Source organism: Nocardia sp. NPDC003269 (assembly GCF_042888005.1).
GTDB lineage: Bacteria > Actinomycetota > Actinomycetes > Mycobacteriales > Mycobacteriaceae > Nocardia.
The window spans coordinates 1434550-1453206 of the sequence record NZ_JBIAPA010000002.1 but is presented as its reverse complement, the minus strand read 5'-3'; the positions used below and the strand labels follow the sequence as shown (position 1 = coordinate 1453206).

The 18657-nt window shown below is 70.4% G+C and carries 19 protein-coding genes; 5 read left to right on the top strand and 14 right to left on the bottom strand.

Features of this window, described 5'->3' with window-relative positions:
* Positions 1–3 precede the first annotated feature (3 nt).
* The 5 genes from gap to uvrC form a co-directional block, all read right to left on the bottom strand.
* Entirely contained in the window at positions 4–1020 is a 1017-nt protein-coding gene (gene gap, locus ACFYWJ_RS17115) for a type I glyceraldehyde-3-phosphate dehydrogenase (RefSeq protein WP_355281305.1), read from the bottom strand.
* 202 nt (positions 1021–1222) lie between these two features.
* Positions 1223–2206, bottom strand: coding sequence for a DNA-binding protein WhiA (whiA, locus tag ACFYWJ_RS17110; protein WP_019047780.1), 984 nt, complete (start codon positions 2204–2206; stop codon positions 1223–1225).
* Positions 2197–3243 (bottom strand): uridine diphosphate-N-acetylglucosamine-binding protein YvcK, encoded by a 1047-nt coding sequence (gene yvcK / locus ACFYWJ_RS17105; protein ID WP_355281307.1) that lies wholly within the window; start codon positions 3241–3243, stop codon positions 2197–2199. The genes whiA and yvcK overlap by 10 nt, the downstream gene beginning before the upstream one ends.
* Positions 3240–4196: an RNase adapter RapZ gene (gene rapZ, locus ACFYWJ_RS17100; RefSeq protein ID WP_355281309.1), complete on the bottom strand. Its 957-nt coding sequence runs from the start codon at positions 4194–4196 to the stop codon at positions 3240–3242. The genes yvcK and rapZ overlap by 4 nt, the downstream gene beginning before the upstream one ends.
* Before the next feature lie 119 nt (positions 4197–4315).
* Positions 4316–6304, bottom strand: coding sequence for an excinuclease ABC subunit UvrC (gene uvrC, locus ACFYWJ_RS17095; protein WP_355281310.1), 1989 nt, complete (start codon positions 6302–6304; stop codon positions 4316–4318).
* A gap of 99 nt (positions 6305–6403) precedes the next feature.
* Here uvrC and ACFYWJ_RS17090 point away from each other — a divergent pair, with 99 nt between their 5' ends.
* Entirely contained in the window at positions 6404–6823 is a 420-nt protein-coding gene (locus tag ACFYWJ_RS17090) for a hypothetical protein (RefSeq protein ID WP_355281311.1), read from the top strand.
* A 16-nt stretch (positions 6824–6839) separates the two neighbouring features.
* Here the strand turns inward: ACFYWJ_RS17090 and ACFYWJ_RS17085 are convergent, their stop codons facing one another.
* The gene (locus ACFYWJ_RS17085) at positions 6840–7532 is read right to left on the bottom strand and encodes an HAD-IA family hydrolase (protein ID WP_355281313.1); all 693 of its coding nucleotides are present in this window, start codon (positions 7530–7532) and stop codon (positions 6840–6842) included.
* A gap of 124 nt (positions 7533–7656) precedes the next feature.
* Between ACFYWJ_RS17085 and ACFYWJ_RS17080 the strand changes: the two genes are divergently transcribed.
* Entirely contained in the window at positions 7657–9603 is a 1947-nt protein-coding gene (locus ACFYWJ_RS17080; protein ID WP_355281314.1) for a gamma-glutamyltransferase family protein, read from the top strand.
* Here the strand turns inward: ACFYWJ_RS17080 and ACFYWJ_RS17075 are convergent.
* From ACFYWJ_RS17075 to ACFYWJ_RS17055, 5 genes are all read right to left on the bottom strand, one after another.
* A complete protein-coding gene (locus ACFYWJ_RS17075) occupies positions 9600–10133 on the bottom strand; it encodes a GNAT family N-acetyltransferase (RefSeq protein ID WP_355281316.1) in 534 nt (177 codons plus the stop codon). The two genes, ACFYWJ_RS17080 and ACFYWJ_RS17075, sit on opposite strands and share 4 nt — an antisense overlap.
* Positions 10134–10156: 23 nt before the next feature.
* Positions 10157–10642, bottom strand: a complete 486-nt coding sequence (locus ACFYWJ_RS17070; protein WP_387162549.1) for a PH domain-containing protein — start codon at positions 10640–10642, stop codon at positions 10157–10159.
* 11 nt (positions 10643–10653) lie between these two features.
* Positions 10654–11130: a 6,7-dimethyl-8-ribityllumazine synthase gene (ribH, locus tag ACFYWJ_RS17065; RefSeq protein WP_355281318.1), complete on the bottom strand. Its 477-nt coding sequence runs from the start codon at positions 11128–11130 to the stop codon at positions 10654–10656.
* A gap of 31 nt (positions 11131–11161) precedes the next feature.
* Positions 11162–12406, bottom strand: coding sequence for a bifunctional 3,4-dihydroxy-2-butanone-4-phosphate synthase/GTP cyclohydrolase II (locus ACFYWJ_RS17060; RefSeq protein WP_355281319.1), 1245 nt, complete (start codon positions 12404–12406; stop codon positions 11162–11164).
* A gap of 126 nt (positions 12407–12532) precedes the next feature.
* A complete protein-coding gene (locus ACFYWJ_RS17055) occupies positions 12533–13156 on the bottom strand; it encodes a riboflavin synthase (RefSeq protein ID WP_355281321.1) in 624 nt (207 codons plus the stop codon).
* 541 nt (positions 13157–13697) lie between these two features.
* On the opposite strand from ACFYWJ_RS17055, the gene ACFYWJ_RS17050 reads away from it, so the two are divergent.
* Positions 13698–14168, top strand: coding sequence for a hypothetical protein (locus ACFYWJ_RS17050; RefSeq protein WP_355281323.1), 471 nt, complete (start codon positions 13698–13700; stop codon positions 14166–14168).
* A gap of 13 nt (positions 14169–14181) precedes the next feature.
* Here the strand turns inward: ACFYWJ_RS17050 and rpe are convergent, their stop codons facing one another.
* The gene (rpe, locus tag ACFYWJ_RS17045; RefSeq protein ID WP_355281522.1) at positions 14182–14835 is read right to left on the bottom strand and encodes a ribulose-phosphate 3-epimerase; all 654 of its coding nucleotides are present in this window, start codon (positions 14833–14835) and stop codon (positions 14182–14184) included.
* A 98-nt stretch (positions 14836–14933) separates the two neighbouring features.
* On the opposite strand from rpe, the gene ACFYWJ_RS17040 reads away from it, so the two are divergent.
* Positions 14934–15356: an anti-sigma factor gene (locus tag ACFYWJ_RS17040; RefSeq protein WP_355281324.1), complete on the top strand. Its 423-nt coding sequence runs from the start codon at positions 14934–14936 to the stop codon at positions 15354–15356.
* Positions 15356–16231, top strand: a complete 876-nt coding sequence (locus ACFYWJ_RS17035) for an RNA polymerase sigma factor SigF (protein WP_355281326.1) — start codon at positions 15356–15358, stop codon at positions 16229–16231. Before ACFYWJ_RS17040 ends, ACFYWJ_RS17035 begins: the two co-directional genes overlap by 1 nt.
* Positions 16232–16262: 31 nt before the next feature.
* Here the strand turns inward: ACFYWJ_RS17035 and ACFYWJ_RS17030 are convergent, their stop codons facing one another.
* Together ACFYWJ_RS17030 and ACFYWJ_RS17025 are read right to left on the bottom strand one after the other, a co-directional pair.
* Complete coding sequence (locus tag ACFYWJ_RS17030; RefSeq protein ID WP_355281328.1) at positions 16263–16607, bottom strand: MmcQ/YjbR family DNA-binding protein; 345 nt, start codon at positions 16605–16607, stop codon at positions 16263–16265.
* A 121-nt stretch (positions 16608–16728) separates the two neighbouring features.
* The gene (locus tag ACFYWJ_RS17025) at positions 16729–18093 is read right to left on the bottom strand and encodes a transcription antitermination factor NusB (protein ID WP_355281525.1); all 1365 of its coding nucleotides are present in this window, start codon (positions 18091–18093) and stop codon (positions 16729–16731) included.
* Between the last annotated feature and the right edge of the window lie 564 nt (positions 18094–18657).

Genomic DNA, 18657 nt, shown 5'->3' with positions numbered 1-18657 from the left:
CGGTCAGAGCGACTTGCCGACGAGGCCGATGAGGTCGGCGAGGCGGTTGGAGTAGCCCCACTCGTTGTCGTACCAGGACACGACCTTGACCTCGTTGCCGATGACCTTGGTCAGCGGGGCGTCGTAGATCGAGGAGTGCGGGTCGGTGACGATGTCGCTCGACACGATCGGGTCCACGTTGTACTTGAGGATGCCCTGCAGCGGGCCCTCGGCGGCGGCCTTCATCGCGGCGTTGATCTCGTCGATGGTGGCCGGCTTGGCCAGGGTCGCGGTGAGGTCGGTGACCGAGCCCGTCGGGACCGGAACGCGCAGCGCGTAGCCGTCCAGCTTGCCCTGCAGCTCGGGGAGCACCAGGCCGATGGCCTTGGCGGCGCCGGTGCCGGTGGGCACGATGTTCAGGGCCGCGGCGCGGGCGCGACGCAGGTCCTTGTGCGGCGCGTCCTGCAGGTTCTGGTCCTGGGTGTACGCGTGGATGGTGGTCATCAGGCCCTGAACGATGCCGAACTCGTCGTTGAGGACCTTGGCGATCGGGCCGAGGCAGTTGGTGGTGCACGAGGCGTTGGAGATGATGTTCTGGCTGCCGTCGTACTTGTCGTCGTTGACGCCCATCACGATGGTGATGTCCTCGCCGGAGGCCGGCGCGGAGATGATGACCTTCTTGGCGCCCGCGGACAGGTGGCCCTTGGCCTTGGCGGCGTCGGTGAAGATGCCGGTGGACTCCACGACGATGTCGACGCCCAGGTCGCCCCACGGCAGCGCCGACGGGCCTTCCTTGATCGCCAGCGCCTTGATGCGCTGCTCGCCCACGACGATGACGTCACCGTCGACGGAGACCTCCTGCGGCAGCCGACCCAGGATCGAGTCGTACTTCAGCAGGGTCGCCAGGGTGTTGATGTCGGTGAGGTCGTTGACCGCGACGATCTCGATATCGGTCTTGCCGACAGCCTTCAGCGCCTCCACCGCACGGAAGAAGTTACGTCCGATACGACCGAAGCCGTTGATACCTACCCGGACAGTCACGTTATCGCTCCTCAGCTTTCAAGCGGATTCATTCCGACGGGAACCACAGTAGTAGCCGTCACCTGCTTCACGACAGCCACCTGTGATTTGTGAGGTTCCCGGCCCCCTGCCTGCGGGAACCACAGAATAAAGGGCAGAGCGATCATGCATGACCGCTCTGCCCTAAACGTCGGATTCGCCACAGCGCGCGGCGAATGCCGCGCTACGCGTCGTCGAGCAGCTCCGCCGTCACCGCCGACTCGGTGTCGGGAATGCCCAGGTCCTTGGCCCGCCGGTCGGCCATCGACAGCAGGCGCCGGATCCGGCCCGCCACCGCGTCTTTCGTCATCGGCGGCTCGGCCAGCTGACCCAGCTCCTCGAGCGAGGCCTGCCGGTGCTGGACCCGCAGCCTGCCCGCGGCGGCCAGATGGTCGGGCACGTCGTCGGCGAGGATCTCCAGCGCCCGCTCCACGCGCGCGGCCGCGGCCACGGCCGCCCTGGCCGAACGCCGCAGGTTGGCGTCGTCGAAATTGGCGAGCCGGTTCGCGGTGGCCCGCACCTCGCGGCGCATCCGGCGCTCTTCCCAGGTGAGCCGGGTGTCCTGCGCGCCCATCCGGGTGAGCAGGGCACCGATCGCCTCGCCGTCGCGCACCACGACCCGGTCGGTGCCACGCACCTCACGGGCCTTGGCGGTGATCCCGAGCCGCCGGGCGGCACCGACCAGCGCCAGCGCGGCCTCCGGCCCGGGGCAGCTCACCTCGAGCGCCGAGGACCGCCCCGGCTCGGTCAGCGAACCGTGCGCGAGAAACGCTCCACGCCAGGCCGCTTCGGCGTCGCCGATGCTGCCGCCGACCACCTGGGCGGGCAGGCCGCGGACCGGGCGTCCACGCACGTCGAGCAAACCGGTCTGGCGGGCCAGCGCCTCGCCCTCCTTCGACACCCGCACCACGTAGCGGGAGGTCTTGCGCAACCCACCCGCACCGAGCACGTGCACGTCGGAGCCGTACCCGTAGAGCTCGAAGATCTCCCGGCGCAGTCGTCGCGCGATGGACCCCATGTCCACCTCGGCCTCGACGATCACCCGGCCCCCGACGATGTGCAGACCACCCGCAAACCGCAGCAGGGCCGACAATTCCGCCTTGCGCGAGCTGACCTGCGACACCACGAGCCTGCTCAGCTCGTCCTTCACCTCGGCTGTCATCGCCACGAGACGCGCTCCTTTCCCACCGACCCGGAACGCACATCCGATCCCGTGTGCCGTCCCTCGACTCGAAGCCCTGCCAGTTGCGGCCGCGGCGCCCGGATCAGCTGATCCAGTGCGGCGGCAAGTTTTCCGGGATGATGCCGATCCGTTCCCGGTTCGGCGACATCGCTGAACGTTACCCGTGCACGCAACTGTTCGGCGGCTCTTGCCACATGTTCCCGCTGCCGCCCTTCGGGCACCGACGCCGAGTCGACGAGCACCTCGTCGACCGCGAAATCCGGTGCGTGCTGGGACAATACATGCAGGTGACGTTCGGCGGAAAAGCCGGCCGTCTCCCCCGGCTCCGCGGCCAGATTCAACACGAGCACCTTGCGCGCCCTGGTGTGCACCAGCGCGTCGTGCAGTTGCGGCACCAGCACATGCGGGATGACGCTGGTGAACCACGAACCCGGGCCCAGCACAACGACATCCGCGTGCTCGATGGCCGAGGTGGCCTCGGGGCTGGCAGGCGGATCGGACGGAATCAGCCGCACCCGCCGGACCTTACCCGGCGTGGTCGCCACCGCAACCTGACCGCGCACACTGCGCCCGATCCGCGGATCCGACTCCAGGCCCGACACTTCGGCCTCGATGTCGAGCGGGACCGGCGACATCGGCAACACCCGGCCGGTGATCCGCAGCAGTCTGCCCACCTCGTCGAGCGCGGCCACCGGATCACCGAGGACATCGGTGAGGCCGGCCAGGATCAGATTGCCCACCGAGTGACCGGCCAGCGCCCCGGTGCCACCGAAGCGGTGCTGCACCGTCGTGGTCCACACGCCGTCGGCGTCCTCCGACAGCGCGGCCAGCGCCATCCGCAGGTCACCCGGCGGCAGCATGCCCAGCTCACCGCGCAACCGGCCCGAGGACCCACCGTCGTCGGCGACCGTCACGACCGCGGTGATCCGCCTGGTCAGCCTGCGTACCGCCGTCAGGGTCGCGTAGAGCCCGTGTCCGCCGCCCAGCGCGACGACGGCTGGGTCGGCTTCCCATCCACTCATTCGCGCCCCAGATCCCGGTGCACGACGCGGACGACGTCCACGGCCGCGTGCCCGGTATCGGCGCCGATGCGCTCACCGAGCGCCTCGGCGATCGCGACGCTGCGATGTTTGCCGCCGGTGCACCCCACTGCCACCGTCATGTATCGCTTCCCCTCTTGCCGGTATCCGGTCGTGGTCAGGTCGACGAGATGGTGGCAGGTCTGCAGGTAGTCCTGCGCGCCGGGCCTCGACAACACGTAGTCGCTGACCACCGATTCCTGCCCCGTGTGTTCCCGCAGCTCGGGAATCCAGTGCGGGTTGGGCAGGAATCGAACATCCAACACCATGTCGGCGTCGAGTGGAACACCGTACTTGAACCCGAACGACTGCACGGTCAGTTGCAGCGCGGCGGGCGCGCCAGCGCCGTAGACCTCCTCCAGCTTGCGGTGCAGCTGGTGGATCGACAGCTCGGTGGTGTCGATGACGACATCGGCGGCCGCCTTCACCGCCGCGAGCCGGACCCGCTCGGCGGTCAGGCCCGCCGAGAGCGTGCCGTCGGGGCTGTCGCTCTGCAGCGGGTGCCTGCGGCGGGCGAAACCGAAGCGCCGGATCAGCACGTCGTCGGAGGCCTCGAGGAACAGCACTCTTGTCCGGATGCCCGCCGAGCGCAGCTGCTCGGTGACGCCGGAGAGGTCACCGGTGAAGAAGCGGCTGCGCACGTCCATGACCAGTGCCAGGCGCCGGACCGGTGGTTCGGCCGCGGCGCCGAGCTCGATCATCCGCCCGATCAGTTCGGGCGGCAGGTTGTCGGTGACGTACCAGCCGAGATCCTCCAATACGCGCGCGGCGGTGCCGCGGCCCGCGCCGGACAAGCCGGTCACGATGACCACTTCTACTGGTTGCTGTGGATCGGGGACCGCCCCGGCCTGTCCGGGTACCGCCCCCGCATTGTTGTTCGATTCGACGCGTGTCATGTCCTACCGGATCCGTTTCTGGGTGCCTTTCGATCATCCCGCACCGGTTCGGGTATCGGGCGCAGACACACAACGTACGGCACTCGCAATGTTGCGTCCTGCGATCCGCCCGTCCCGCGCTACGGGCTGTTCAGTGCTTCCAGCACTGCTTTCGCCGTGGAGACGCCGATGCCGGGCACCGATGTGATCTCGTCGACAGTCGCGTCCTTTATCCGGGCCACCGAGCCGAAGTGGGTGACCAGCGCGGTGCGCCTCGCCTCGCCGAGCCCCTTCACCGAGTCCAGCGCCGATGCCGTCATCCGGCGCGAGCGCTTGCTGCGGTGGAAGGTGATCGCGAAGCGGTGCGCCTCGTCTCGCACGCGTTGCAGCAGGTAGAGCGCTTCGCTGTTGCGCGGCATGATCACCGGGTCGGGCTCGCCAGGCACCCACACCTCCTCGAGCCGCTTGGCCAGGCCGATCACCGCGACATCGGTGATGCCGAGTTCGTCGAGCACCTCGGCGGCCGCGGCGACCTGCGGCGCGCCGCCGTCGACGACGTAGAGGTTGGGCGGGTAGGCGAAGCGGCGCGGCTTGCCGGTGGTCGGGTCCACCCCGGGACGCGAGGTCGGCTCGTCGGCCTCGTCGGGCTCGACGTCGACGACCTGCTGCCGGTCGCGGGCCAGGCGCGCGAAGCGACGGCGCGTCACCTCGGCGATACTGCCGACGTCGTCGGAGCGGCCGTCACCGGCCGCCTCCTTGATCGCGTAGTGCCGGTAGTCGGACTTGCGGGCCAAGCCGTCCTCGAAGACCACCAGCGAGGCGACCACATCGGTGCCCTGGACATGGCTGATGTCGACGCACTCGATCCGCAGCGGCGCGCTGTCGAGATCGAGGAAGTCCTGGATGTCCTGCAGGGCTTGGGATCTGGAGGTCAGATCGCCGGCGCGCTTGAGTTTGTGCTGGGCCAGGGCCTCGCCCGCGTTGCGCTGCACGGTCTCGGCCAGCGCCTTCTTGTCGCCGCGCTGCGGGATGCGCAGCGAGACCGCCGAGCCGCGCAGCCTGCTCAGCCAGTCCTGGATCTCGGTGGCGTCGGCGGGCAGTTCGGGGACCAGCACCTCGCGCGGGACGACCACCACGTCACGGTCGGCGTTCTGCTCGGCCATGGCGGCCTGCTCGCCGTAGAACTGGGTGAGGAACTGCTCGACCAGCGCCGCGAGTTCGGTGCCGGATTCGGCGACGTCGAGCGCGTCACCGGACTTGTCGACCACCCAGCCGCGCTGGCCGCGCACCCGCCCGTCGCGGACGTGGAAGATCTGGACGGCGGCTTCGAGTTCGTCGGTGGCGAAGGCGATCACGTCGGCGTCGGTGCCGCTGCCGAGCACGACCGCCTGCTTCTCCAGCGCCCGGCGCAGTGCCTGGACGTCGTCGCGCAGGCGGGCGGCGGTCTCGAAGTCGAGATCGTCGGCGGCCTCGTGCATGCGCCGTTCCAGCGCGCGCACCATCTTGTCGGTCCGGCCGGAGAGGAAGTCGCAGAAGTCGTCGACGATCTGGCGGTGCTCGTCCGCGGTGACCCGGCCGACGCACGGCGCCGAGCACTTGTCGATGTAGCCGAGCAGGCAGGGCCGCCCGATCTGGTTGTGCCGCTTGAAGACTCCGTTGGAGCAGGTGCGCGCGGGGAACACCCGCAGCAGCAGGTCGAGGGTCTCGCGGATCGCCCAGGCGTGCGCGTAGGGACCGAAGTAGCGGACGCCCTTCTTGCGCGCGCCGCGGTAGACGAACAGCCGCGGGTACTCCTCGTTCAGCGTCACCGCCAGCACCGGGTAGGTCTTGTCGTCGCGGTAGCGGACGTTGAACCGCGGATCGAATTCCTTGATCCAGTTGTATTCGAGCTGCAGCGCCTCGACCTCGGTGGACACCACGGTCCACTCGACGCTCGCGGCCGTGGTCACCATCTGCCTGGTCCGCGGGTGCAGCGAGTACACGTCGGCGAAGTACGAGTTCAACCGGCTGCGCAGGCTCTTGGCCTTGCCGACGTAGACGACCCGCCCGTGCGCGTCCCGGAACTTGTACACACCGGGTTCGACGGGAATGGTGCCCGGCGCCGGCCGGTACGTCGCGGGATCTGCCACCCATCCAGCCTAGCGAGCGCGTCCGACAGACCCACACCGCCGACCGGGTGCCACGGCGGTGCGCCGAGCCGGGAAACCCACCTGTGTAGCGTGGTCGGCGTGACGAACGCGCCCACCGCCCCCGCCCCCGCCGACGACGACCTGTTCGACGAGGCGACGCCGGCGGGCGTGATGCCGGGCAGCGTGCGCGGTGCCCGGTTGATCGCCGCCGTCGCGGCGCTGGTCGGCGTCGTGCTGATCGTGATCACCGTCGCGCTCGGGACGAACGGCTCGCTCGCCACCCTGCTGGCGGGCTACCTGCCGACCTTCGCGCTGGTGCCGCTGATCGTGCTGTTCGGGCGGGGCGGCGAGCTGATCAGGAAGGCCGCGGTCGGCGTCGCCGGAATCGCCGGCCTGGTCTCGTGCACCGGGATCCTCACCGGACTGCCCCCCGGCGCGGTCGGCATCGTCGCCAACGGGGCGATCGTCGCCCTGCTGCTGCGCCCCACCGCTCTCGCCTGGTTCACCCGCGAGCGCTGAGCCCGCTCCGCGTCGTTCAGGCGTCGAGCCGGACGCCGTGCGCGGCGAGCGCCTCGATCAGGGCGCGTGGGCGCTCGGCCGTCGGCAGCGGCTCGACGAGGGCGAACCGGGCGCCGAGCGCGGCGGCGCCGCCGTCGGCCTCGGCACTGTCGCCGATCATCAGCACCCGTTCCGGCTCGACGCCGAGGCGGTCGGTGGCATCGCGGAAGATCGCGGCGTCCGGCTTGACGGCGCCGATCTCGTAGGACAGGGTCATCGCGCCGACCAGGCCGTCCCAGCCGTGTTTCGCGAAGGCGGGGCGGATGTCGAAGGCGATATTGCTGACGATGCCGATCGGAATGCCCTGGGCGGACAGGGCTTCCAGCACGGTGCCGGTGTCGGGGTACGGGGTCCAGGCCAGCGGGTCGATGAGGCGGTCGTAGAGGCGCGCGGCGTGGGTGCCGGGGACGCCGGTGCCGCGCAGCACCTCGAGGTAGGCGTGCCGGTGCAGGGCCGGGTCGAGATCGCGGTGGTCCCAGGCGTGCTGGCCCGCGGCGTCGAAGGTCATGAACTGTTCGACGGGGGCCGTCATCCGGCGCAGCACTTCGGCTTTCGCCGCGACGTCGAACGGGGTGCCGTCGTCGCCGACCAGTTCGTCGGCCCAGGTCCGGTCGTCTTCCAGCCGGAAGACCGTGCCGGAGAAGTCGAACAGCACCGCGTCGATATCCATGTCGCCAGGGTAGCGAGGCCGCGGCCGGTCGCCGGGGGAAAACTGGTTCGTCTACCGAACATTCGCGCGGCCGTCACCGAGAAATAATCGGCGGGGCCGGGCCGCGCGGGGTTACGCTGCCAGGATGACGCCAAGGCGACAGACGTGGATCGGGGCCGCGGCGGCCGGAGTCCTCACGGTGGGTCTGCTGACGGGCTGCTCGTCCGGCGACACCGCGGCGGCCGAGTGCACGAGCACGCCGAACGGCACGCCCGTCTCGGCCGCTCCGGCGACGAACGCCCCGACCTCGCAGAACCTCAGCACCAACCCGGAGATCGCGTCGGGCTACCGCGCCGACATGACCGCGGTGCGCACCCGCACCTACGCGGTCTCCACCGCGAACCCGCTGGCCACCGAGGCCGCGTGCCGGGTGCTCCGGGCCGGCGGCACGGCCGCCGACGCGCTGGTCACCGCGCAGGCGGTGCTCGGGCTGGTCGAGCCGCAGGCCTCCGGCATCGGCGGCGGCGCCTTCCTGGTGCACTACGACGCGAAGTCACGCACCGTCGAGACCTACGACGGCCGCGAGACCGCGCCCGCCGCGGCGACCGAGAACTACCTGCGCTGGGTCAGCGACACCGACCGCACCGAACCCGCTCCGAACACCCGCGCCAGCGGTCGCTCCATCGGGGTGCCCGGCGTGCTGCGGCTGCTCGAACTCGCCCATCGCGAGCACGGGCTGACCGCGTGGAAGGAACTGTTCGATCCCGCGATCGGCCTGGCCGACAGCGGCTTCGAGATCAGTCCCCGGCTGGCGGGCCAGATCGCCGAGTCGGCCAAGGATCTGGCGGCCGACGAGGGTGCCCGCGGGTACTTCCTCGAAGCCGACGGCTCCCCCAAGAAGTCCGGCACCGTGCTGACCAATCCGGCCCTGTCCAAGACGCTGTCGGCGATCGCGGGCGACGGCGCGCAGGCGTTCTACAGCGGCGCCATCGCCCAGGACATCGTCGAGGCGGCGGGCAGCACCGCGGGCGGGCGCACGCCCAGCCTGCTGACCACCAGCGATCTGGCCGGCTACCAGGCCAAGAAGCGCACCGCGCTGTGCACCGGCTACCGCAAGTTCGAGCTGTGCGGCATGCCGGCGCCGTCCTCGGGCGGCAGCACGGTGGCCGCGACGCTCGGCATCCTGGCGAACTTCGACATCCCGTCGCTGCGTCCGCAGGACCTCGACGCCAACGGCGGGCGGCCCGACGCCCAGGCCGTGCACCTGATCTCCGAGGCCGAGCGGCTCGCCTACGCCGATCGCAACAAGTACGTCGCCGACCCGGATTTCGTTCCGCTGCCCGGCAATTCGGTGCTGTCGCTGGTGCACCCGCAGTACCTGAAGCAGCGGTCGACGCTGATCGACCCGCAGCGCAGCATGGGCACCGCCAAGCCGGGCGATCTCGGTCCGGTCCCGCTGGGCAACGGCCCGCAGCCGCCCGAGCACGGCACCAGCCACATCTCCGTCGTCGACAAGTACGGCAACGCCGCCGCCATGACCACCACGGTCGAGTCGGCCTTCGGGTCGTTCCACTTCGTCGACGGCTTCGTGCTCAACAACCAGCTCACCGACTTCGCCGCCGACCCGCTCGACCCGGACGGCACGCCGGTCGCCAATCGCCTGCAGCCGGGCAAGCGCCCGCGCAGCTCCATGGCACCCACCCTGGTCTTCGACCGCGACGACGCGGGCAACCGCGGCGACCTCGCCCTCGTCACCGGCTCCCCCGGCGGCTCGGTGATCATCCAGTTCGTGGTGAAGACCCTGATCAACACCCTGGACTGGGGCCTGGACCCGCAGCAGGCGGTCTCCGGCGTCTCCTTCGGCGCAGGCAACACCCCCGTCACCGGCGTCGGCGGCGAACACCCCGACATCGACGCCACCGACAACGGCGACCACGATCCCCTCGTCCAACGCCTGCGCCAGATGGGCCACCAGGTCTCGGTGGCCCCGCAATCGAGCGGCCTGAGCGCCCTGCAACGCGACGGCAAGGACGGCTGGATCGGCGGCGCCGACCCCCGCCGCGAAGGCGCCGTCCTCGGCGACACCCGCTAGCGTTCCAGTCCCATCGGATACAGCTCGACCTCGGCCACCCGCAGCGGTTCGGTCACCCGGAATCCGAACCGCTGGTAGATCGGCACGTTCGAGGCCCGGGTCGCGACCAGGAACGCGGGCGCGGTGACGGTGTCGAGTCGCCGCCGGATCAGGTCGGCCGCGTGCCCGCGGCCCTGTCGGTCCGGGCGGGTGCCGATGGTCGCGAGATACAGGTGTGGCTCGTGCGGCCGGGTGCCGTCGATGCCCCGCAGCGCGGGCAGCGCCTTTGGCAGGCTCCGGCCGAGGGCGCGCAGCAAGGTGATCCGCTTGGCGAGCGCCGACTCGACGCCGGGTGTCTCCCACATGGCGACGGCCGCAACAGACCCGTCCTCGTCGTGGGCGAGGTCGACCGCGCCCTGCCGCTGCCGAGAGGCCAGCCGCGATTCCCACAGCAGCGGCAACGCCTTCCGGCGCCGTGCCGGGTCCGGCCAGACGTAGCTCATCAACGGATCGTCGGCGAAGGCGGCGGCCAGGACCTGCGCGGGCGTCATGCCCGCGAGACTACCGAGACCGGTCAGTCCGGGGTGGACGTGTACTTGGCGCCGAGGTCGCGGAGGCGTTCGATGGCGTCGGCGGCGTGGGCCTTGTCGTTGGAGCGGATCGCCAGCATGGGGACGTAGTCGTCGTCGGCGAGTTCGAGGCGGGCCCAGGACTTGCGGTCGGGGAAGGACGCGCCGCGGATATAGGACCAGGGGTACTCGTGGTCGCCGAGGATGTTGCGGACCGAGACGCCCGCGGTGCCCGCGCGCACCCGGGGGCGGGTGAGCAGCAGGACCGCGCCCGCGCCGAGGACGCCGATCAGGATCATCGCGATTTGGTCGGCGAACCGGAAGTTCACGCCGGTCGAGCCGGTGCGCAGCAGCAGGCCGCCGAAGGTGAAGAACACCAGGATGACGATCGCGACGACCACCGCGGTCCGGATCGCCCGGCGCGGACGCACCTCGAACTCCCAGGCTTGCCCGGGCTCGGGGGCGCCGGCGCCGCGTCGCCAGGTCCGCACCACCGGCACGGTCACGCCGATCGCAGCGCGCGCAGCGTGAGCGCGGCGTCGAGGGCGGCGGCGCAGGCCTGCTCGCCCTTGTCCTCCGCCGAGCCGGGCAGCCCGGCGCGGTCGCGCGCCTGCTCCTCGTCGTTCGTGGTGAGCACACCGTTGGTGACGGGGGTGGCCGCGTCCAGCGAGACCCTGGTCAGACCGGCGGTCACCGCATCACAGACGTACTCGAAATGCGGTGTGCCACCGCGGATCACGACACCGAGCGCGACGACGGCGTCGTGCGTGCGGGCCAGTTCCTGGGCCACCACCGGCAGTTCCATCGCGCCGGCGCAGCGCACCACGGTCACCTGCTCGACGCCGGCTTCCTTCGCGACCCGCTGCGCGTTGGCGACGAGGGTGTCGCAGATCTCGGTGTGCCAGCGCGAGGCGACGATGCCGAGTTTGACGTCTTTGGCCTGGGCCAGCGCGAAGGACGGGACACCCGTGCCGCTCATCGTTGCCGCCTTTCGGGAGTGTGCGTGGTGATCACTGCGCGGTCTCGCCCAGATCCAGGTCGTCCAGGCCGATCAGATCGTGGCCCATCCGGTCCCGCTTGGTCCGCAGGTAGTGCAGGTTCTCGGCGTTGGCCCGCAGCGGCATCGGCACCCGCTCGGTGATCCGCAGGCCGTAGCCGTCGAGCCCGACGCGCTTGGCCGGGTTGTTGGTGAGCAGGCGCATCGACCGGATGCCCAGGTCGACCAGGATCTGCGCGCCGGTGCCGTAGTCGCGCGCGTCGGCGGGCAGGCCGAGGTCGAGGTTGGCGTCGACGGTGTCGCGGCCGGTGTCCTGCAGCTGGTAGGCCTGCAGCTTGTGCATCAGGCCGATGCCGCGACCCTCGTGCCCGCGCATGTAGAGGACCACGCCGCGACCCTCGGCGTCGACCATCTCGAGCGCGGCGTCCAGCTGCGGACCGCAGTCGCAGCGCAGCGAGCCGAAGACGTCGCCGGTCAGGCACTCGGAGTGCACTCGCACCAGCACGTCCTCGCCGTCGCCGATGTCGCCGCGCACCAGCGCGACGTGCTCGGCGTCGTCGAAGATGCTCTGGTAGCCGACCGCCTTGAAGTCACCGTGCGCGGTCGGGATCCGGGCCTCGGCCACCCGCACGACGTGCTTCTCGTGCTTGCGCCGCCAGGCGATCATGTCGGCGATCGAGATCATCGCCAGGTCGTGCTCGTCGGCGAAGACCCGCAGCTCGTCGGTGCGGGCCATGTGGCCGTCGTCCTTCTGGCTGACAATCTCGCAGATCACGCCCGCCGGGCGCAGACCGGCCATCCGGGCCAGGTCGACCGCGGCCTCGGTGTGGCCGGGGCGGCGCAGCACGCCGCCGTCCTTGGCGCGCAGCGGCACCACGTGACCGGGCCGGGTGAACTCGTCGGCCTTGGCCTGGGCGCTGGCCAGCAGGCGCATGGTGACCGCGCGGTCGGCGCCGGAGATGCCGGTGGTGATGCCCTCGCGCGCGTCGACCGAGACGGTGTAGGCGGTGCCGTGCTTGTCCTGGTTCATCGCGTAGGCGGGCGGCAGGCCGAGCCGGTCGCAGTCGTCGCCGGTCAGCGGCACGCAGATGTAGCCGGAGGTGTAGCGGATCATGAACGCGACCAGCTCCGGGGTGGCCTTCTCGGCCGCGAAGATGAGATCGCCCTCGTTCTCACGGTCCTCGTCGTCCACGACGACGACAGCCTTACCGGCCGCGATATCGGCGACCGCGCGCTCGATGCTGTCCAACCTGGTCACGTCTGCTTGCTCCGTAATCTTGGCGGCCGGGGCCGCGTGTTCCTCGGCCGCACGGCCTCGATTCGCATCGGATACCACAGTACGGCGTGCGATCGGGGGTTCCGATGACCGCATGCCGCCTGGTGGTCATCCGCGTTGGGCGAGTCGCTCCACGTACTTGGCGATCACGTCGACCTCGAGATTCACCGTGGTGCCGACCGGGGCGGTGCCCAGCACGGTCAGCGCCAACGTGGTCGGGATCAGCGACACCTCGAACCAGTCGCGCGTGCCGTCGGCGGCGGGCTCGTCGGCGATGCCGAGGCCGGAGACCGTGAGGGAGACGCCGTCCACGGTGATGGAGCCCTTCTCCACCACATAGCGCGCGATCGCGTCGGGCAGCGAGATCCGCACGACCTCCCAGTTCTCCGACGGGGTCCGCGAGAGCACAGTGCCGGTGCCGTCGACGTGGCCCTGCACGAGGTGACCGCCGAGGCGGCTGTTGAGCGCCGCGGCCCGCTCGAGGTTGACCCGGGAGCCGGTGACCAGGGCACCGATGCTCGACCGGTTCAGCGTCTCCGCCATGACGTCCACGGTGAAGCTGTCGCCGTCGACCACGTCGACCACGGTCAGGCAGACGCCGTTGACGGCGATCGAATCGCCGTGACCGGCATCGGAAGTCACCAGCTTGCCGCGGATCGTCAACCGGGCGGCGTCGGCCAGCTGTTCGGTGGCGACGATCTCGCCCAGCTCTTCGACGATCCCTGTGAACATGCCTGCACTCCCTTGTCGCGTCATCCGTACCCGTTGGGCCCAACAGCAGGTGCGTGGCCGCTATTCCCGGCGGTACCCGCTCGCGCACAGCCTAGTGGCGGGGCGAGTGAGCCCCGACGGGTCGGGGTCGAATCGGACCGCGAGCATGATCGAACCGACGGAAACGAGCGCCGCCGCATCGAACGGTCGGCAAACAGACATCGACATGACGCAACCCCACCGTTAATCATTCCGGTGGTAATCGTTCAATCGAATTTTCGGCGAACCGGTCGCGCCCATTCACTCGACGGCTCTAACCTGGCTTTACCCCGGAATTCCGAACTCGAAACACGGTGATTCGAATGCTTGCGCCGATGATGCCATTGACGCAATATTGTTACGTCACCGATTCTCGCCGTTCAACTGATGATCATGGGCAGGTCGGTGGCGCATCCGACCTGCGGCGAGGCCGTGGGGAGTTCGACCCAGGGATAGTCCACCACTCCAGGAAGTCAGACAACACTGTGGGTCACAACAGGTTCGAAAGATGTGGGGGTGCCGCGTGAGCACATTGGTCGATTCCACGCTGGAAATTCGGTGCGTCCGTTATCGGCGCGAACTCCATCTGCCCGCGACGATCGATCCGGATTCCCGTCGCATTCTGCTCCAGATCGGCGCGCATTACGGCGCGGTCACCATGCCGGGTGATCTCGGCGAGCGCGTGCAGGCCCGGTTGCGTGGCGCCGCGATCGCGGGCCCGGTCGTCGACCATCCGCGGGCCAGGCGCTGGACGTTCCTGACCGGCCCGTGCCGCCCCGACACCCTCACCACCACCGCGTCCGCCGAGTTGTTCCGCCTCTACGCGACGGTCGCGTGCAGCGGCAGCCAGATCGTGCTGCCCTCGCCCGACGACGAGCGCACCGGCTACCGCACCTGGGTGCAGGCACCGGAGGCCGCCGACAACCGGCCCCCGCTGCACGCCGTGATCGACGCCGCGCGCGCCCTCGGCACGCGCAAACTCCGCTCCCTGTAACCGAATTCGCGTCCTACAGCCAGGCCGACGTCGCCATGCTGCGCAGTGTCTGCACGGCGGCGCCGGGATCGGCGGTGTTGTAGACGGCCGAGCCGGCGACGAAACAATCGATGCCAGCCGCGGCGGCCTGTTCGATGGTGTCGGTATTGATGCCGCCGTCGATTTCCACGACGAGCCGCAACTCGCCCGCGTCGACGAGATTACGGACGATCCGCGCCTTCTCCAGGACGCTCGGGATGAACGACTGCCCGCCGAAGCCGGGTTCCACGCTCATCACGAGCAGGGTGTCGAATTCCTTCAGGATTTCCAGGTACGGCTCGATCGGGGTGTTCGGCTTCACCGAGAGCCCGGCCTTGGCGCCGGCGGCACGGATATCGCGGGCCACCGCGATCGGATCGTCGGTCGCCTCGGCGTGGAAGGTGACGTTGTAGGCGCCCGCCTCGGCGTAGCCCGGCGCCCAGCGACCCGGGTCGTCGATCATCAGGTGGCAGTCGAACGGGATGTCGGTCGCCTTGAGCAGGCTCTGCACGACCGGCAGGCCGAGTGTGAGGTTCGGCACGAAATGGCCGTCCATCACGTCGACGTGGAGCCAGTCGGATCCTTCGACAGCGGCGGCCTCGGCGGCCAAATTCGCGAAGTCCGCAGACAGGATGGACGGGGCGATCATCGGCACGGCCGGGCGGGTGAACGTCGGTGTGGACACAGCGCGCAAGTGTAGCGACCAAATGGTGATTGCCCTGCCGGGATGTGGGTAGCCTCCATAGGGTGACCAATTTTTCGGCGGAACAAGGGCTGTTCAGCGCCCCGGTGGAGATTCGCGTAGCAGCATCGCTGACCCAGCTGCCGATCCTGCGCGGGCTGGCCGAAACCCTGGTCCTACTCAGCGATTTCACCCTCGACGAGGTCGCCGACGTGCGCCTGGCCGTGGACGAGGTCTGCTCGACCCTCATCGCGATCGCCGCGCCCGATTCGGCGCTCACCTGCGAATTCGTCGTCGGTGACACCGAACTGCTGGTGCGCGTCGACGGTGTGGCCGCGGCCGAGGGCATGCCCGACCAGCGCAGTTTCGGCTGGCACGTGCTGCGCACGCTCAGCGACGAGGTGAGCGCCGACCAGCAGGGCTTCGACGCGGCCGTGTCCGGCTATCCGACGACGGTCCGATTCCGTCGGGTCCGGGGGAAGGCGTAGTGCACGGCGAGGACACCACCGAAGACCACAAGCCCGACCAGGAAACCCGCGCCGACACCACCACCGAACCGGAGAACCCCGCCGAGGACACCGTCGACGACACCGAGACCGAGGAGCCGGTCTCGGGCTACGACGACGTCAGCGCCCTGTTCGAGCGGCTCGCGGCGACCGCGCCCGGCAGCGTCGAGCACGCCGTGGCGCGCGACGCGCTGATCAACCGCTGCATCCCGCTGGCCGATCACATCGCCAGGAAATTCAGCGGCCGCGGCGAACCGTTCGACGATCTGTCGCAGGTGGCGCGGGTCGGCCTGGTGCACGCGGTGGACCGGTTCGACCTGAGCCGTGGCTCGAACTTCCTGTCGTTCGCGGTGCCGACGATCATGGGCGAGGTCCGGCGCTACTTCCGTGACAACACCTGGGCGATGCGAGTTCCGCGGCGGGTCAAGGAGACTCACCTACGCATCGGGGCCGCGGTCGACCAGCTCTCGCAACGGCTGGGCCGCTCCCCCACCGCGAAGGAGATCGCGGCCGAGCTCGATGTCGACCCCGACGAGGTCACCCAGGCCGTCATCGCGGGCAACGCGTATCAGCCCACCTCGATCGATGCCGCCTCGGTCGGTCGCGACAGCGACGCGTCCCTGCTCGACACCCTGGGCGAGGAGGAGTCGCAGTTTGACCGGGTCGAGGAGTACATCGCGGTGCGCCCGCTGCTGGCCGGGCTGCCCGAACGCGAACGCCGCATCCTGACGATGCGCTTCTTCGAGTCGATGACCCAGACCCAGATCGCCGCCCAGCTGGGGATCTCCCAGATGCACGTCTCGCGTATCCTCGCGAAAACCCTTGCCCGCCTGCGCGAACTGTCCGAACGGGACTGAGTTCCCCGTCGCGCCGGGACAACGACGTCCCCTACGCGCCCTGCCGCTCGCGCCGCATCCGGGCCGGCGCCCGCAACCACCAGGCACTGTCGATGAGTTCTGCGAGCTGTTCGGGATCGACCGCAGTGAGGTCGATCAGGATGAACGGATGCCCGTCGTAGTGCGGTGTCGTGTAGAACACCGGGTCACCGGAGGCCAGCAGCGCTTCCTTCTCGGCCGGTTCGCACAGCAGCGCCAGGCCGCCCTCGGCCTCGACCCGCAGGCGCGCGAAGCCCTTGCCTCCGACTTTCAGTCCCGGCGTGCGCCACCAGGTGCCTTCCTCCACACCCGGTAGCTCCGTCGCCACCGCCACCACTTGTTCCCACGTCATCGCCATGCACCGATTCTGCGCCCGATGCGGGGCGCGGCGATTGGACGAATGTCGCGTGTCGTCGACGGCCGAACCCACACGCAGGACCCTCCGTGGCCGGCGTCGCTGTCGCCGGCCACGGAGGGGGTCAGCCGAGCGGCTTGCGCAGGGCCGCGAGGAACATGGCGTCGGTGCCGTGGCGGTGCGGCCACAGCTGCGCCGACGGTCCGTCGCCGAGATCGCTGACACCGGGGAGGTACGCGCGGGTGTCCAGTTGCTCAGCACCGGAGCGGCGCACGAAATCGCCGACGACGCCGACGGTTTCGGACAGGTGCGGCGAGCAGGTGGAGTACACGACCACACCGCCGGGACGCAGCAGGTCCCAGGCGGCGGCGAGCAATTCGCGCTGCAGGGTCACCAGTTCCGGCACGTCGGCGGGGGTGCGCCGCCAGCGGGCCTCCGGGCGGCGGCGCAGTGCGCCGAGACCGGTGCACGGCGCGTCGACGAGGATGCGGTCGTACCCGGGGGTCAGACCGCTGTCGCGACCGTCGGCCACGTGCACCGTGACCGGCAGGCCGCGGGTCGACTTGCGGACCAGTTCGGCCCGGTGCTCGGCCGGTTCGACGGCGTCGACGGTGAACAGGTCGATCGCGGCCAGCGCGCCGAGCAGGGCCGCCTTGCCGCCCGGGCCCGCGCACAGGTCGAGCCAGCGCCCCTGATCGGGACCGTCCAGGGGTGCCCTGGTCAGGGCGAGGGCGACCAGCTGACTGCCCTCGTCCTGCACGGCCGCGATGCCGTCGCGGACCGGTTCCAGCTGACCGGGGTCGCCGCCGTCGAGGTACACCGCGTACGGCGACCAGCGACCCTCCTCACCGCCGGTGACCAGCGCGAGCTCCTCGGCGGTGATCTCCCCCGGCCGCGCGACCAGGTGCACGACCGGGCGCTCGTCGTCGGCGGCCAGCAGCGCGGCCAGCTCGCCCGCCTGCGCGCCGAGCGCGTCGGCGAAGGACTGGGCGATCCAGGTGGGATGGGCGTATTCGAAGGCGAGTCCGCCGACCGGATCGGCGGGCGCCAGCTCGGCCACCCACTCCTCGGCCGTCTTCTCCCCCGCCCGGCGCAGCACCGCGTTGACGAAACCGGCACGGCCCTGGCCGAATTCGGCACGGGCGAGGTCGACGGAGGTGTCGACGGCGGCATGCGCGCCCGTGCGGGTGCGCAGCAGCTGGTAGACGCCCAGGCGCAGGATGTCGAGGATCGGTCCGTCGATCTCGGCGACCGGACGGCCCGCACACGCCGCGATCACCGCGTCGAGCTGCCCCTGCGACCGGCTCGCGCCATAGGTGAGTTCGGTCGCGAACGCGGCATCGCGCCCGCTGATCTTGCGCTCGCGCAGCAGCTTCGGCAGCACCAGGTTGGCGTAGGCGTCCCGATCGCGCACCGCCCGCAGCACATCGAGGGCCACTTCGCGCGCCGGATCGACGGGTTCGCCGCGCCGCTTGCGCGGGCTCGGCACACTGGGATCCGGCCGATCCTCGCGCCTGCGCTCCGCACCGCGCCCGGCCTGGCTACCACCGCGCTCACTCGCCGGCCGTTTGCCACCGCGGCCGGAATCGCCCGACCGCGAACCACCGTCGCGCCCCGCTCCACCACGCGAATCCCCCGAGCCACCACGTGAATCTCCGACGCGGGCACCGCGATCCGCGGCAGGTCGGCCACCGGCCGCACCACCCCGACTCTGCGGACCGCCCGACCGCTCGTCACGCCCGCGCCGATCGCCGGCAGTGCCGCCACCGACCCGCGCACCCGAGCCACCACGCTCACCAGCGTCGGTGCGTCGGTCGTCGCCACGACTCCGACCGCCGAAGCCACCACCACGCGAATCGCTCGGCCCACGACCACGGTCGTCCCGCCGCCAGTCGCTCGTGCCACCACCCGCGCGCCGGTCACCGGTGGTGCCGCGGTCGTCCGAACGGTCCGAGCGTTGCGAGCTTCCGCCGCCGGCGCGGACGGTGCCGCCGCCCTTGGCCGCGCGGGCCGCCCAGCCGCCGTCGACGTCCTTGCCCGTGACCTTCTTCTC

What these genes read in the sequence shown, in the direction of transcription:
- yvcK (WP_355281307.1), bottom strand. Translation starts at nt 3,243, where the DNA reads ATGAGTGGATGGGAAGCCGACCCAGCCGTCGTCGCGCTGGGCGGCGGA.
- rapZ (WP_355281309.1), bottom strand. Translation starts at nt 4,196, where the DNA reads ATGACACGCGTCGAATCGAACAACAATGCGGGGGCGGTACCCGGACAG.
- ACFYWJ_RS17085 (WP_355281313.1), bottom strand. Translation starts at nt 7,532, where the DNA reads ATGGATATCGACGCGGTGCTGTTCGACTTCTCCGGCACGGTCTTCCGG.
- ACFYWJ_RS17080 (WP_355281314.1), top strand. Translation starts at nt 7,657, where the DNA reads ATGACGCCAAGGCGACAGACGTGGATCGGGGCCGCGGCGGCCGGAGTC.
- ACFYWJ_RS17075 (WP_355281316.1), bottom strand. Translation starts at nt 10,133, where the DNA reads ATGACGCCCGCGCAGGTCCTGGCCGCCGCCTTCGCCGACGATCCGTTG.
- ribH (WP_355281318.1), bottom strand. Translation starts at nt 11,130, where the DNA reads ATGAGCGGCACGGGTGTCCCGTCCTTCGCGCTGGCCCAGGCCAAAGAC.
- ACFYWJ_RS17055 (WP_355281321.1), bottom strand. Translation starts at nt 13,156, where the DNA reads ATGTTCACAGGGATCGTCGAAGAGCTGGGCGAGATCGTCGCCACCGAA.
- rpe (WP_355281522.1), bottom strand. Translation starts at nt 14,835, where the DNA reads ATGATCGCCCCGTCCATCCTGTCTGCGGACTTCGCGAATTTGGCCGCC.
- ACFYWJ_RS17030 (WP_355281328.1), bottom strand. Translation starts at nt 16,607, where the DNA reads ATGGCGATGACGTGGGAACAAGTGGTGGCGGTGGCGACGGAGCTACCG.